The sequence below is a fragment of the Haloferax larsenii genome, from assembly GCF_024730625.1.
Lineage (GTDB): Archaea > Halobacteriota > Halobacteria > Halobacteriales > Haloferacaceae > Haloferax > Haloferax larsenii.
In genome coordinates this window covers 114,693-129,015 of sequence record NZ_CP078065.1, presented here as the reverse complement: position 1 = coordinate 129,015, position 14,323 = coordinate 114,693, and the positions used below count along the sequence as shown (strand labels likewise).

Below are 14,323 nucleotides of genomic sequence, written 5' to 3'. Positions count from 1 at the left end.
AGCCTTCGAAGTCGTGGCTCCCGCAGTCTGCACTTGTCGTCTACGGGGAACAGAGACGTACGACAGAAAAACAGTGGATTCGAGTTGACCTGGGCTTTATCGGTCGTCCACCAGCGATGCGACGAACGACTCGTAGGCCGCCGTGACAGCCTGCACCGAGAAGTCTTCAGCCCGAGAACGGAGGCGTGCGTCTTCGACGGGGCCGTCCAAGACGCGCGCTATCGCTTCCGCGAGCGCCTCGTCGTCGCCGACGGGAACGAGCGGCCCCAACTCGCCGCCGTCGAGAATTTCGTGGGGCCCGCTCGGACAGTCGGTCGACGCGATTGGGAGTCCACACGCGAGTGCTTCGAGGAGGACCGTCGGCAGGCCCTCGTGCCGCGAGGAGAGGACGAACGCGTCGGCGCGACCCATGTACGCGTAGGCGTTCTCGACGTATCCCGGGAAACACACGCGCTCGCGGATACCGAGTGAACTGGCTAGCGACTCCAGTTCGTCGCGCTTCGACCCCGACCCGGCGACGACTAGCCGCGTCTCCGGTCGCTCGTCGTGAACGCGCGCGAACGCCCGAAGCAGCGTTGGGAGGTCTTTCGCCGCCTCCAATCGCCCCACAGTGAACAGCACCCGCACCGACGAGTCCGATAGCCACGCTCGTGCTGGCGTCTGCTCGGCGATGGGGTGTGTCGCGGCCGCGGCGATGTCGTCCACCTCGATTGGGTTGTACAGGACCGCAATCGACTCGGGGTCCGTTCCCAACTCGGTGGCGATGCTGTCGGCGACGCCCTCCGAGACCGCGATGACGCTGTCGGCGCTTCCGTAGAGCCGCGCGGCGATTCTCGCAGTCAGCGCCTCTTTTCGACCGTGTCTGACGCCGACGGTGTTGTGTTCGGTGAGCGCGACGGTCGTCTCGGCCCCGGAGACCGCGTCCGCGAGGACCGAGACGACGTTCGCGTGCATCATCGCCCCGACGAGAACGTCTGGCTGTTCTTCGTTGAGGTAGCGGCGGAGCGCGGGGACACTGGCCAACACGCCAATAACTGGGAGTCGCGGTGTCCCGAGTTCGACCACGCGAACCGCGTCGTCGAGTGCGTCGGTGAACTCACCGCCGCCGTAGGAGACGACGATGTCTACTCGGTGGCCCGCCTCGACGAGGCCGTTCGCAATCGTCGCGGTCACTTTCTGTGCGCCGCCGACGCCCATCGACGGGATGTAGAAGGCGACGTGGTATCTTGCGTTCGCGTCCGGTACCTTGCCTCTCGACGTATCGTCGTTCGCAACGCCTTCCGCCGTCGGCATGTCGAGACTCACGTCGGAACCCCCCGCGCCCTGACGGCGCGAGCAAGTCGCTTCGCCGACTGGTAGGTCACGCGACCGCCCAGTGCGACAGACAGGTGGACGAGCGTGTCGGAATCGACGTGGCCACCGAGCAACGCGAGCGCCAGCAGACGGCGCGCATCACTATAGTAGCCTGTCCGGAGAGCTTCTTTCCCGAGTTTCGCGCGGTGTGCCGCGACGAACTGTCGCTCGATACCGAGTTGTCTCGCCAACGGGCGGAACTGCTCGACGAAAAGCGGGAAACTCTCGTCGCGCTTCGTCTCGAAGCGTTTCGTGACGCGGTCGCCCCCCTCGACGTATCGAATCGTCAGTGCCTCGTCGACCGACGCGAAGCGGCAGTGCTGTGAGAGTCGGACGAACCACTCGCGGTCTTGCCAACTCGGGAACCGCTCGTCCGGGAGTCCGGCATCGTCGACGACCGACCGACGGACCATCACGCCGGAAAACTCCGACAGCGACCCGCCGAGGAGGAGGTCACGCGTCACGTCCCCTCGGACGCCGCCGGTCTGTTTCTGCACGGTCTTGCCGGCTTCGCGGTACTCGGTTCCGGTGTAGACCAGCCCGACTGTTTCGGATACGTCGCCGAACACGTCCACTTGGCGAGCGAGTTTTTCGGGATACCACTCGTCGTCGTCGTCGTGAAACGCGACGAATCGCCCGGTTGCAGCGCGAATGCCGGTGTTTCGGGCGGCGTTCCCACCGCGATTCGTCGGATGGCGAATGATGCGAACCTGCTGGATGGTGTCGACACCGACGGTCGGTTCGTCGAGAACCTCACGCGCCGGGATTTCGGAGTGGTCGTCGACGACGACGAGTTCTATCGGGTCGTACGTCTGTGCGGCCACGCTCGCGACCGCCTGGCGAAGCCCGTCGGGGCGGTTGTACGTCGGGAGGACGACGCTGACGAGCGGATTCGAGTCGCTCATTCCAGATACCCCAATTCGCGGAGTCTGTCGGCGACGTACTCCGACTCCTCCTCGGCCGCCGATTCGCCGTCGCTGGATTCGTCTCTCTCGTCGTCGAAGAACCGTCTTTCTGCGGACATGGTGGTGTGGGTCGCGTCGATGTCGGTTGGTTCCTCGGCGTCGCGGCCGACGAGAGCCGGGTCCCAGTCGTCGAGCAGCGACGCCCCTTCGACGTGGTCCGGGGGGTCGATGCCGAAAAGCGAGAGGACCGTCGGCACCACGTCGATAACTGTCGCATCCGACACGGTGAGCGTTCCTGCCGACGCTGCCGGTCCGCTCAGGGCGAACAGCCCGGTCCACGTGTGGCTGAACTCGTCGGTCTCACCGAATTGCTCCTCACGGACGATATCCGAAATCTTCCACGTCATTCGTGCCGGAAAGAGCAGGATGTCCGGCGCGCTCTGCTCACCAGCCACGTCGCTCCCGACGAGCGTGTGTCTATCCTCGACGGCGTCGAAGACCCGTGTCCCGTCGGGTGCCGTGACCTCGCGGAGGTCGGCGACGAGTCGGGTCCGGTAGGCGTCGAACTCGTCGGCGGGAATCACGCCGCCGGGGTCGCGTCCCTCGACGTTGCAGCGAATCCCGAGGGAAGAGAGCGACCGAGTGAAGGCCGCAGAGCGCTCGAAATCCACGTATTCGCTCGCGTCGACGACTTCCTGAAGCACCGAGTCGGGAAGCACCCGCGCGACGGTCCGGTCGAGGCCGAGGTTGGCGAGCACGCGCTCGACTCGCGTCGGGGTGACACCGACGTGCCCGAGGAGGCCGAGTCCGCTCCGGAGCGTCCGCGTCGCGAGTGGTTGTCGGGCGGCGTCGTCGCCCTCGCTCGTCGCGGTGTGTTTGGTCTGCTCGTTCCACGCGTGGCGGACGGATTCGGCCGTCGTGACGAGGTCGCCGCGCTCCTTCAGCCACGAGTTGAGGTAGAAGACTCGGTCGTACTGGTGGATTCCGTGGTCGGACACGAGGACGACGTGAGCGTCTGGCCCGGCGAGTTCGACTAGTCGCTCGATACCCGCATCGACCCGGCGGTAGACGCGCTCGACAGCCTCCGGGTCGTCGCCGTCGGTGTGGAAGACGCCGTCTGTGCTCTGGAACTGGACCATCATGAGGTCCCACTCGGTCGCGTCGGCGAGCGTCTCGGCAGCTTCGACACGAGCGTCCACCAATCGCTCGTACTCGGCGAGTCGGTCTTCTTTGGTCGCAGTCTGGCCCGCGTAGACTTGGTAGTCCGGAAGCACCTCGTCGAGTTGTCGCTTCTCACCATCGACGAGGATATCGACGCCCTCGGTGGCGAGATAGCCCGGTACGAGACTCCCGTCGAACTCGTGGACCGGGTGTGTGACTGGGACGTTCACGACGACCGACGAGAGTCCGTGTGCGGAGAGTATCTCCCACAGATAAGGGACCTGCACGTCTCGGGCGGAGACGAGTTCACCACCAGAGTCGCGGTCGTAGCCGTAGAAGTCGTAGACTCCGTGTTGCCACGGCGTCGCCCCGGTCACGACGGAGGGCCACGCGGAGGGCGTCCACGGTGGGTGCGTCGTTTCGAGTTCGTCGACGACACCGGTGTCGAGGAGGTCGGCGATAGTCGGGACCGCCCCCGACTCGACGAGCGGGTCGAGTTGCTCGAAGCACGCGGCGTCGATGCCGACGATGAGTACTTTTGGGGGAGACATGAAGGACACCATTCAATCGGCTAGACGAACGTGAGAGAGTGGATTAAGCATAGAGCGCCTAACGACGCCCGTTCGACGTAAACCACCACCTTACTGCCGGACGGTGGCAGGTGGCGCCCTCCTCGCTCCTCGAAGACGCATCGACGGTATCGGTCGAAAAAAGCTACTGCGGCGCGTGCCAGAATCGCGGCGTCGATTCGAAGTCGATTTCGGCGTCCGAAGGAGCGTGCTCGTAGAGGGCGTCGTGAACCTCTTTGTAGGCGGCTTCCGGCCCTTCTTGTGCCAGTTCCGGGTGGTCGCGCGTGTCGAAGACGATTCGCCACTCGCCGTTCGAGAGGTGGAGCCCGAGGATGTACTTCCCGCGGACGTTCACCACCAGTTGGTAGGCGTGCTTCACCGTCTCACCGTCGCGTTCGAGGTTGTAGCCGCGTACGGCGACGGCCTGCTGGATTGCCTCGTTCGCTTCGAGTTCGTCTACGAACGACGCCGGGACCGCCGTCGGCGGGAGCGACTCGACGATTGCGTCGCTCATCGTCGTCCCTCCTCGGTTCGTGCGTGCGGAGCGTCCATCGTACCCGGAGACGGGTGCTCGGGAGGTAAAGACTGTACGAAGTTCGGCGGGCGAGACTGCAGCGGTTTCAGTGTCGTTGCGGCGGTTCAGTATCGTTGCGGTGGTTCAGTGTCGCTTTCGGACCTTTACTGCGACGCCGAGGACGATTGCAAGCAGTGCAAGCGCCGCTGCCACGATTCCGAATCCGGGCGTCTGAGTCTCGGTGCGCTCCTCACTCGCGTCGGTGCCTTCGGCGTCGTTGCTCACACCGGATTCTCCGCGCCCACTCGCACTCTCGCTTTCACCCTCGTTCTCGCCCTCACCCTCAACCTCTGCCTCGCCCTCGCCTTCTGCATCGGCGACATCGTCTACCCCTCCGCTGTTGCCCCCAGCGGCACCTTGGGCGTCGTTGCCGCCACCGATGGCGTTGACTCCGCCTTCGGGAATCGCCGGGTTGTGGCTACTCACGACGACTATCCCGGCGAAGGAGTCACCGACCGAGACGGCGTATTCTCCGGGTTCGTCGGGTGCGTAGGACAGTTCGACCGTCGTCTCCTCGCCGCCAGCGACCTGTATCGTCTCGGTCGTGACGACCGTGCCGTTCAACTGGAGGTCGAGACTGACTTCGGTGGGCGCGTCGCCGGTGTTTCGGACCGTGGCGACGACGGAGATGTTCTCGCCGAGCGCGACTTCGCCGACGCTCGTGTTCGCGTCGATGGTTGGGCTCGGTTCTGACTGGTATTCGGCCGTTTCAGACGCTGACGACGAGCTATCGCTACTTCCACTGCCACCGCTGCTGGAGGAGCTACTACTGCTCCCACCGCTGGATGAACTACTGCTCCCTCCACTGTTCGCGGAGCCACCGCTGCTTCCTCCACTGCTGCTACTGCTACTTTCACCGGCGGAGTTTCCACTATCTCCCTCGTCTGACGTGCTATCTTCCTCCCCCCCTGTGCCGTCGGTCGCTGGCGACTCGTCGGTCGTCGGCTCATCCGCTGTTCCACCGTCAGCCCCGCTATCGGTCGAGTTGTCAGTACCGGTGTCAGTGCCGTCTCCGGGTGAGTCGCCAGTCCCGTCACCAGACGAGTCCCCCTCGACCACGTCGAACGAAACCGTCTCGTTCGCTTCGGGGTTCTGGTAGGCCTCGTGGCCCGCCGAGGCGACCGCGACTCGGACGGTGTGCGCCCCGGGTGAGAGGTCGGTAAACGTGTGCGAGCCATCGAGTTCCAGCACCGTCGTGTGGGTGCTCGCATCGTCGAGCGTGAGGTGGACGTGGTCGCCTTCGACCCGGCTTGTCGCGTTCCACGAGACGGTTACGTTTGACCCCGTAACCGTCGCGCCGTCGTCGGGACTCGTGATATCGACACTCGGCCCCGGTTCGGGTTCGTCCCCGAGGTAGCGGTCTTCGAGATAGGCTTCGACCTGCTGGCGTTCGGTCGCCGAGAGCGCGCGGTCGTAGACGACGAGTGCCGCGACGTCCATGTCGAGATACGGTGGCGGTGTCATCTCGGCACCGACGACCAACCGGTCATCGGCCGTGTCGAAGGTGTGTGTCGCCGAGTCGATGGCGACACCGTCTTTGTAGTGGGTCAGTTCGCCCGATTGGACCGTCGCAGACTGGACGACCATCTCGGAGCCGACCGCGTCGACGCCGGAACTGAAATCGTTGCCACTGCCCCAGCCTTGCACTGCGAGGTTTCCGTTCGCGTCGGCGACGAGGCCGAAGGCACGGTTGCGCTGCGGTGCGCCCCACGAGACACCACCGAAGCCGCCCTCGCGGTAGTCGGCGACGAAGAAGACCGTCCTGTCCGATTCGCCGGTCGGAAGCGTCAGTCCCCCCACGCGTTCGAGGGCGTCGCCGGTGCCGTCGAACCGGACCACGTCGCGGCCGTTGGCGATATCCGAGACGAGTGTGGGGGACCCGACAGCAGTGAGGTCGTTGCCGCTTCCAGACTGGTCTGTCCACGCCGTGACGGCGTCACCGTTGGTCACGACCCCGTTTTCGGTTTCGAAGTGAGCGACGAGACCGCCGCTCGGAAGCGACTCACAGGACCCGTTTGCGGTGTACGTCGCAATCAGGGTGTGGTCGCTGTCCGGGACGGTCAGGGTGTGCTGGCGCTCGCCCCCGTCGGACCACGAGTCGAATTCGTATCGCGTTCCGGCGACACACTGTGCTTCGGGCGCTTCGACGGTGTGCTTGAACCCGACGAGTGTATCCGCGACGTAGGTCGTCTCGCGCGGAATTTGGTCGAGGTCGACCGTCAAACCGGTGGGGGACGTTTCCAGTGTCACGTCGACCTTGTCGGGCTGGAGCGTCACCACGTCGGTGTCGGGTATCCCATCCGAGTCGGTCGCTTTCAGCGTGATTCGGTAGCCGGTGTCGCCGCTGTAGTCGTGGCCGCTCTCCTCGACGTGAACCTCGCCGCCGGAGCCGTTTACAGGCCCGAGAACCGGGTGGGTGTGGTCGTCGTGGAGGAAGACGACCGTCCATTCGAGCATCGACGGGTCGAGCGTGCCGTCTTCGGCGTCTGTTGCACTGCCGCTGAAGTTGATGTGCTCTCCGGCGCGGAAGACGGTGCCGTCGTCCGGTGTCTCGATGGTCGCCGTGGGCGCGTTCCCGGCCGAAATTCGAATCGGGTTCGACGTCGCTGTCGTCGTGTCGTCGGACACTTCGAGGACCGCGTCGAACTGCCCACTCGTCTCGTAGGTGTGACTGACCGACGCGCCCGTCGCCGAAGTTCCATCACCGAATCGCCACGTGTAGGTGAGGTCGTCCCCGTCGGCGTCTGTTGCACTGCCGTCGAAGGAGACTGTCAGCGGGGTTTCCCCAGACGACGTGTTAGCCGTCGCGCTCGTGATATTCGGGGCGCTGTTCCCGGTCGAGCCTTCGTAGGTGATGCGCTTGACGGACCCCGTCTCGTAGGTCGGCGGAGAGACGATTTGGACGTAGTAGAGCGACCCGTCCGGGCCTTCTTGGAGCGCGACCACAGCACCGGCGTTTCGGTGGAAGTTGGTCACGTCGGTCACCTCGCCGTTCGACCCGACGTTTAGTGCCTTAATCCAGCCCTGCGCGTAGTCGCCGATGAAGATGTCGTCGTCGTACGTCGCAGGGAACTGGTCTCCGTGGTAGACGAAGCCGGCCGTAATCGACCCGCCGACCTCGGGGTCGTGTGGGTACGTGTAGAGCGGGTCGTCGTAGGCGGGGTCTTCGCAGTTGCCTTCGCAGTTCGGCCACCCGTAGTTCGCGCCTTTCCGGCCGATGTGGAGGTCTTCTTGCGCAACGTCGCGGTCGTTGCCACCGACCTCGCCGATGTAGTGGGTTCCGTCGTCCCAGAACGAGCGATAGGGGTTCCGAAGCCCCCGCGCCCAGATGTATCGAGTTGTGGGGTTGCTCGCGTCGGCATACGGGTTGTCGCTGGGAACCGACCCGTCGCGGTTGACGCGGATAATCTTCCCCGCCGCCTCGTCGAGGTCCTGCGAGAAGTCGCCGTTGAACAGCTCGCCGGTCGTCAGGTAGAGTTTGCCGTCGGGGCCGACGTCCAGGCCGCCACCGTGGTGGTAGGCGTTCCAGCCCCACTTGCGGTTGTGTTGCCAGATGAGCTTCTCGGTCGATTTGTCGCCGCGACTGGAGAGCCCACCGGCGTTCTCGCGGTGCGTAAACCGAGCGATGCGGTCTTTCGTCTCGCCTTCGGTGGGGCTATAGAAGACGTAGAAGTAGCCGTTCGACTCGAAGTTCGGGTCCAACGCGATGTCGAGGAGGCCGCGTTCACCACCGGACTCGGTCTGCGATGTGAGGTCCATATAGACCTGCTTTTCGCCCGTCTCCGGGTCGGCGATGTACATCTTCCCGGCCTTTTCGAGGACGAGCATCCGACCGTCGGGGAGGAACTCGACCATCATCGGTTGGGAGAGTCCCGAGAGCACCGTCTCTTCGCGGAAATCGTCGTCTTCCATCGCCCACCCGGACGCCGCCGACGCCGGTTGGACGAAGAGCGCTGCGTCACCCGAGACGACGACGAGGACCATGAAAACCGCGAGGACAATTCGTGTCGGTCGGACATGACTGCCGAGATGACGCATGGTGTAAATACAACGACAATGACGCTCGTCTCGTATAGTTAGAGAGATAGAACCCGGGTCGTCCGACGAAATCGAACGACTGCACTCCTATTCCGCTCAGAAAATGTGATACATTAATTCGATACATATGTTGACAGTCAGACATCGAGACCGTTCTATCTCGGGGGTATCCGACCTGCTTCGGCCACTTCGAATCGGTGTCCGTCCCCGAACGCGGGTCACGTTTTGGCCGACTGCTTCCTCGTGTGCGTCTCCCGAGCGAAGCGATTTTGCGGGTGTCGCACGCAGACTAGCTATGACCAGCCTTCGTGCGCATCACGTCGGTATCACGGTTCAGGACCTCGACCGCACACTCGAATTCTATCGCGACGTGCTCGGTCTCTCGGTCCTCGACACGTTCTCCGTGTCGGGTGAGGCGTTCTCGACTGCCGTCGACGTTCCGAACGCGACCGGCCGCTTCGCCCACCTCGATGGCGGCGACGTCCGAGTCGAACTCGTCGAATACGACCCCGAAGGCGAGTCGCTGCCGGACGCATCTCTCAACCGCCCGGGCGCTGCACACCTCGGCCTCTCCGTGGACGACGTCGACGCCGTCGTCGACCAGTTCCCGGCACACGTCGAAACGCTCAGCGAGCCACAGACCACAGAAAGCGGGACGCGAATCGCGTTCGTCCGCGACCCGGAAGGGAACCTCGTCGAACTGCTCGACGCATGAACGGCAACGTCGCGCCGGCCCGAATCCGAACAGCGAGGACGACCCGGAGACGGAGGCGACGTCGTGGCTCGTAGGAATACGCTCGACGGCGACGTCTTCCAACCGCTGTGGGCGGCGGGCTGGCAGTGGCAGTGGCTCGTCGTCGGGGCGGTGTTTCTCGGTGGCTACTTCGTCGTCGAGTTCGGCGAACTGCTCCAGGGGGCGGCGGTGATTCTCGGTGGCGGAGCTATCGCCGCCGTCGGCATCCGGTACGTCGACCGACGGTTCGAGCCGTTGCTCGACGCCGGAATCGACCGCGTCGAATCTGCGGTCCTCGACGCTGTTGACGACGCACACGCGGACGCGACGGTCTACACCGTGCTCACCGCCGACCAGCGTCTCGCGTTCGTCGGCCCCGCGAAGGCGTACGCGGTGACGACACTCCTCGTCGGCGACGACGCGTTCGTCGTCCACGACGACGCATCGGTCAGCCTCGCCCACCGGTTCTTCGAGGTCGGTGCCGACGCTCACCGCTACGAGTACGACACTGTCTCCGAGATTGGATACGACGCCGGCGAACTCACGGTCGCACTGACCGACGGGTCCGAAGACACCTACTCGCTCTCGCGAGAACCGGTCGAGGCACTTGCCGACGTTCGGGCGCGGCTGTCGGCGGTGGGTACGTAAGAACGGGACCTGCGTTCTCTCCTCTCCTCTCCTACCCGACGCGGTACTCGAACGCCCCGTCGAGGACGTTCGAGAGCGCCATGATGTACGAGCCAATTTCGTAGGAGCCTTTGTACATCTGGTCACCCACGTCCATGCGTTCGCCGAGCGTCAGGAAGCGCATCGGGACGCCGATACCCGAGTAGTCGTGGAGGTCGAGACTGAGTGAGTTGCGACCGTATATCCACGCGAACGCGTCGCCGACCTCTCCGTCGTAGTTCTTCTCTCCCCCGGCGGCGTAGTACGACATCACGGCGTTGACGAAGAACGTCTGGTGACACTCGTAGAGGAAATCCCAGTGCGGCGGTCGCCGGTCGAGCAGGTGCTTCGTCGCGTCGTGGCGCAAGCGCTTCCAGACCGGAAGGTCCTCCCAGATGAACGCCCCGTCGTCTAACATCCGCTCTTCGATGGTGTAGTCGAGGACGCGCTCCATCACCTCCAGATACCCGGTCAACCCCGTCGCGCGGATGGCCGCCCCGATTCCCCAGAGCGTGTACATCTGGTTCTGATGGCGTCGAGTCGTATGGTTCTCGAAGTGGAACAGTCCCTCGGGTGCCTGTCGCTCGACGACGGCGTGAAGCCCGTCGGCGACTGCGTCGCGCACGTCGGGCGTCGGGGCCGCTTCGTAGAGGTGTGCCCACCCCATCAGGACGAGTGTGTCTTCTGAGTGGTCGAACGAGACGCGTTCGACTGTGTGCTGGAAGAGTCTCCGTGCGACGTCGAGGTATCGGTCGTGGTCGTCTTCGAACACCCGTGCGGCGACGCTGAATGCCACCATCAGAGGACCGAGGCCGTAACTCGGCATCTCGACCAGTGTGTCGTCGTCGCTCGTGTCGCGGGCGAACCCGTCTAATTCGGCGCGAAGTTGCTCGTCGTAGCGGTCGTCGGCGAGGGCGGACGCACGCCAGCGCATCGCACCCATGATGGCAAAGGGTGCGTAGCGCCAGTGGATGCGGGTGTCTGGTCGCCACGTGAGCAGGCCGTTTTCGAAGCGATACTTCTGCGCGCGCAGGATTCGGGCGCGCTCGTGGTTCCAGAACCCCGCTTCGTTCATCGGACGGAAGAGGCAGGTCAGCGACTCGTCGAGATAGCGAGCGTAGGGTATCGGTTCTCCCGCGAGGACGAGATACGACGCGAAGTCGTCGGCGTCGGCGTCAGTGAGAACGTCAGTGAGTCGGTGAGCGAGGACGACGAACCGCTCTTGGGCCGCGTCGGGAAGCTTCGAGATAGCGAGGTGAAGCGGGTACGGATACTGGAAGAGCAGGTCACGGCCGGTGGGGTGGTATCCCGGCGCGAGCAGGTCCATCGCGTCGTCGGGGTCGAAATACTGGAGGACGTTTCGGTGCGTCTTCGCGTACGGCGACCGCGGTGTGGGAACCGAGAAGACGACGCGGCCGTCTTCTGCGACGACCCGGTGCAGTTCGTCAGTCAGCGACGCGACGTCGAGGAAGCGCCAATCGTACGGGCCGATTGATATCGCGCCGTCGAAGTCGCCGGCGGCGAAGGGTATCGTCGGTCGTTCCGGGGAGACCACGACGTACTCCGTGACCGACTCGCCGAGTATCTCGCGGGCGCGAGCGGAAGCGTCGTGCGAGAAGTCGACGCGGACGACCTCGCGGGCGTCGATACCGGCGGTGACGGTCGCTTCGGAGGCGACGTCGAGGACGCGGTCGCGCCGCCCGAGGCGTTTCAGTGCGGTCGTTCGCTCCTCATCCCGGAGATATTGTATAATCGGGCTCGCTGGCGGTTGTTTCACCCACCGCGCGAGCAGTTGCTCGCGGGCGGTCGGGGTCGCGGTCGCACGTTGTGAGAGAAGATGGTGGCGCATGATTTGCAAGGCTGCGTGTTCGACCTGTATGAAGCCCGCAAAGAGGCATAATTATGAATCGGCATACGCCCGCTCGACGCCTCGAAATCACCGGTTTCGCGCGTCGGTGCGCTCTCTCGGAGAACCAATACACCGACGTTGAGACGACTGGCGACTGTTTGGACCGGAAGCGGAGACGCCACCTTCTAAACGGCCACATCCGACTGGTAGGCGCTGTATAACGCCGTGAAGTCTGGAACAAGGTGTCTATACCTTACATCGTCGCGGCCCCATTTTCCGTGAAGACTAATGCGCATCTGCATGCTCTTGGACGCGGCGTACCCGACCGACATTCGCGTCGCAAAGGAGGCCCGCGCGCTCGTCGACGACGGGCACACGGTGTTTATTCTCTCGCGCGCCGTCGACGACCGCCCACAGCGCGAGGAGGTCGACGGGTCGGTCGTCGTCCGTCGGCAACTCGCTAACAGCGAGGTAAACCGCGGAATCGGTGGTGTGGTCCGCGGCCTCGTCGACCTCGTCACCGACGTTCGGCGCGTGTGGGTCGACGAGGCCGGGTCACTCGTCGAACTGGAGGGCATCGACGTGATTCACGTCCACGACCTCCCGCTCGCGAACACCGGCCTCGCCATCGGCGACGAGTACGACATTCCCGTCGTGCTGGACCTCCACGAGAACTGGCCCGAAGCGGTGCGGCAGTATCGCGCCGGTCACAGTCCGCAGAACTTCCTGAACCCGCGATACGTCGCGTCTCGGCTCACGACGCCGATTGTCCGCCTCAAACGCATCGAACGCCAAGCGGTTCGCCGGGCCGACCGCGTCATCGCCGTCGTTCCCGAAGGCCGCGACCACTACATCTACGACTGTGGTGCCGACGCTTCGGACGTGTTCGTCGTGTCCAACGTCGTCGATTTGGACACGTTCGATGGCGAGGCGGACCCGGTTCCCGGCTACGAAGACCAGTTCGCCGTGTCCTACGTCGGCACCCTCGGCGGTGGCCACCGCGGGCTGGATACGGTTATCAAAGCGGTCCCCCACGTCGTCGACGACGTCCCGTCGCTTCGAATCGTCATCGTCGGCGACGGCTCCGACTACAAACGCGAACTGGAGCGTCTCACTTCCGACCTCGGATTGGAGAACGTCGTCGAGTTCACCGGCCGGGTTCCCTTCGACGACGTGCCGAAGTACGTCGCCGCGACTGACGTCTGTCTCGTCCCGCACCGCGACAACGGGCACACGGCGACCACGATACCGCACAAACTCTTCCAGTACATGGCGGTTCGAAAGCCCGTCATCGTGACCAACGTCGCGCCACTCGGACGCGTGGTCGACGAGACGGAGTCGGGACTGGTCGTCCCCGCCGGTGACGTTGTTGCGATGGCCGATGCAATCCAGCGGCTCTCAGACGACCCGGAACTCTGCGACCGACTGGGTGAGAACGGCCGCGAAGCCGTCGAAACCAAGTACAACTGGGCTGTCGAGTCCGAGCACCTCCTCGATATGTACCGTGACCTCGAACGCGAGACGGCACCGAGCGCCCAGGAGGTTGCGTCGTCGCCGTGACTCGAACGAACTCCCGAGCCGACGCCAGCAGCTCGCGTGATACCGGCAGCCAGCAGGATACCGGCAGCCAGCAGGATACCAACAGCCAGCGAGATGTGACTGGTCGCACACAGGCGGACAGCAATTCGCCCACGTCCTCGGAAATCGAAGCCCGACTCGTCAGGTTCGTCGACCAGCCTCCCGCGACACCGAACGTCCAGTATCTCCGCGACGAAGAACGCGTTCGGGCGCTCGACCACCTCGGCCGCTGTGACCGCGTCCTCGATGTCGCCTCGGAGTCGGGAGTCACCGCCGGCATCGACGCAAACGAAGTCACTCGTGTCGACTTCGCCTCGGCTGCCAGCGACACCGCAGAGGCTGTCCTCGGTGACACCGTCTCCGACTACGCCCTCGCATCCTACGACGACCCGCAACTCCCCTTCGACGACGACTCGTTCGACGCCGTCGTCTGTATCGGGCCGTACGATTGGCCGTTCCTCGACATCGACGCCCTCACCGCCGAGATTCGACGCGTCGTCGTTTCGGGCGGTCGGTTCGTCTTTTCTGTTCCGACCCCACGCTCGCCGTACTTCGCCAACGGCAAGAACCGGTTTCTCACGCCGGACGAGACCACCGCGCTCGTCTCCGATGGGTGGACGGTCGTCGCGCTCGACTTCGTCTTTCAATATCCGCGCCGTCTCCACTCCGCCGTGAATCGACTGCCAGTCCCGATTCAGTATCCGTTCGTCTGGGGTGCCCAACTTGCGACTACTCTCTTGACCCGAACTGGACGCGCGGCGATGGCTTCGTACGTCGTCGTCGCAGCCGATTCGACAGCGTGATTGCCCGACTGCGACCGTATCCACCCACTGACGGCCAATTAGTACGCCATTAGGTCGTTCTGCTTCTCGTTACGTAGTCGATACTCAACACCTC

The 14,323-nt window shown here is 64.3% G+C and carries 10 protein-coding genes; 4 read left to right on the top strand and 6 right to left on the bottom strand.

Annotated elements, in window-relative coordinates; translation table 11 throughout:
* Window positions 1-96 precede the first annotated feature (96 nt).
* The 5 genes from KU306_RS18070 to KU306_RS18050 form a co-directional block, all read right to left on the bottom strand.
* Window positions 97-1,305, bottom strand: coding sequence for a glycosyltransferase (locus KU306_RS18070; protein ID WP_258303839.1), 1,209 nt, complete (start codon window positions 1,303-1,305; stop codon window positions 97-99).
* Window positions 1,302-2,258 carry a glycosyltransferase family 2 protein gene (locus KU306_RS18065; RefSeq protein WP_258303838.1) on the bottom strand — a complete coding sequence of 319 codons (957 nt, stop codon included), beginning with the start codon at window positions 2,256-2,258 and terminating at the stop codon, window positions 1,302-1,304. Before KU306_RS18065 ends, KU306_RS18070 begins: the two co-directional genes overlap by 4 nt.
* Entirely contained in the window at window positions 2,255-3,970 is a 1,716-nt protein-coding gene (locus KU306_RS18060; RefSeq protein WP_258303837.1) for an alkaline phosphatase family protein, read from the bottom strand. Before KU306_RS18060 ends, KU306_RS18065 begins: the two co-directional genes overlap by 4 nt.
* A 163-nt stretch (window positions 3,971-4,133) precedes the next feature.
* Window positions 4,134-4,502, bottom strand: coding sequence for a DUF7964 domain-containing protein (locus tag KU306_RS18055; RefSeq protein WP_258303836.1), 369 nt, complete (start codon window positions 4,500-4,502; stop codon window positions 4,134-4,136).
* Between the two features lie 144 nt (window positions 4,503-4,646).
* Window positions 4,647-8,546, bottom strand: coding sequence for a PQQ-dependent sugar dehydrogenase (locus KU306_RS18050; protein WP_258303835.1), 3,900 nt, complete (start codon window positions 8,544-8,546; stop codon window positions 4,647-4,649).
* A gap of 349 nt (window positions 8,547-8,895) precedes the next feature.
* On the opposite strand from KU306_RS18050, the gene KU306_RS18045 reads away from it, so the two are divergent.
* Both KU306_RS18045 and KU306_RS18040 read left to right on the top strand, forming a co-directional pair.
* The gene (locus KU306_RS18045) at window positions 8,896-9,315 is read left to right on the top strand and encodes a VOC family protein (protein WP_258303834.1); all 420 of its coding nucleotides are present in this window, start codon (window positions 8,896-8,898) and stop codon (window positions 9,313-9,315) included.
* 63 nt (window positions 9,316-9,378) lie between these two features.
* Complete coding sequence (locus KU306_RS18040) at window positions 9,379-9,981, top strand: hypothetical protein (RefSeq protein WP_258303833.1); 603 nt, start codon at window positions 9,379-9,381, stop codon at window positions 9,979-9,981.
* A 31-nt stretch (window positions 9,982-10,012) separates the two neighbouring features.
* Here the strand turns inward: KU306_RS18040 and KU306_RS18035 are convergent, their stop codons facing one another.
* A complete protein-coding gene (locus tag KU306_RS18035) occupies window positions 10,013-11,848 on the bottom strand; it encodes a class I SAM-dependent methyltransferase (RefSeq protein WP_007541265.1) in 1,836 nt (611 codons plus the stop codon).
* Between the two features lie 288 nt (window positions 11,849-12,136).
* On the opposite strand from KU306_RS18035, the gene KU306_RS18030 reads away from it, so the two are divergent.
* Together KU306_RS18030 and KU306_RS18025 are read left to right on the top strand one after the other, a co-directional pair.
* Window positions 12,137-13,408, top strand: a complete 1,272-nt coding sequence (locus KU306_RS18030; protein WP_258303832.1) for a glycosyltransferase family 4 protein — start codon at window positions 12,137-12,139, stop codon at window positions 13,406-13,408.
* Window positions 13,405-14,229: a class I SAM-dependent methyltransferase gene (locus tag KU306_RS18025; protein ID WP_258303831.1), complete on the top strand. Its 825-nt coding sequence runs from the start codon at window positions 13,405-13,407 to the stop codon at window positions 14,227-14,229. The genes KU306_RS18030 and KU306_RS18025 overlap by 4 nt, the downstream gene beginning before the upstream one ends.
* Window positions 14,230-14,323: the final 94 nt, after the last annotated feature.

Bases quoted from the DNA above. Each gene is read 5' to 3' on its own strand.
- KU306_RS18065 (WP_258303838.1), bottom strand. From the start codon at position 2,258: ATGAGCGACTCGAATCCGCTCGTCAGCGTCGTCCTCCCGACGTACAAC.
- KU306_RS18060 (WP_258303837.1), bottom strand. From the start codon at position 3,970: ATGTCTCCCCCAAAAGTACTCATCGTCGGCATCGACGCCGCGTGCTTC.
- KU306_RS18055 (WP_258303836.1), bottom strand. From the start codon at position 4,502: ATGAGCGACGCAATCGTCGAGTCGCTCCCGCCGACGGCGGTCCCGGCG.
- KU306_RS18050 (WP_258303835.1), bottom strand. From the start codon at position 8,546: ATGGTCCTCGTCGTCGTCTCGGGTGACGCAGCGCTCTTCGTCCAACCG.
- KU306_RS18045 (WP_258303834.1), top strand. From the start codon at position 8,896: ATGACCAGCCTTCGTGCGCATCACGTCGGTATCACGGTTCAGGACCTC.
- KU306_RS18035 (WP_007541265.1), bottom strand. From the start codon at position 11,848: ATGCGCCACCATCTTCTCTCACAACGTGCGACCGCGACCCCGACCGCC.
- KU306_RS18030 (WP_258303832.1), top strand. From the start codon at position 12,137: ATGCGCATCTGCATGCTCTTGGACGCGGCGTACCCGACCGACATTCGC.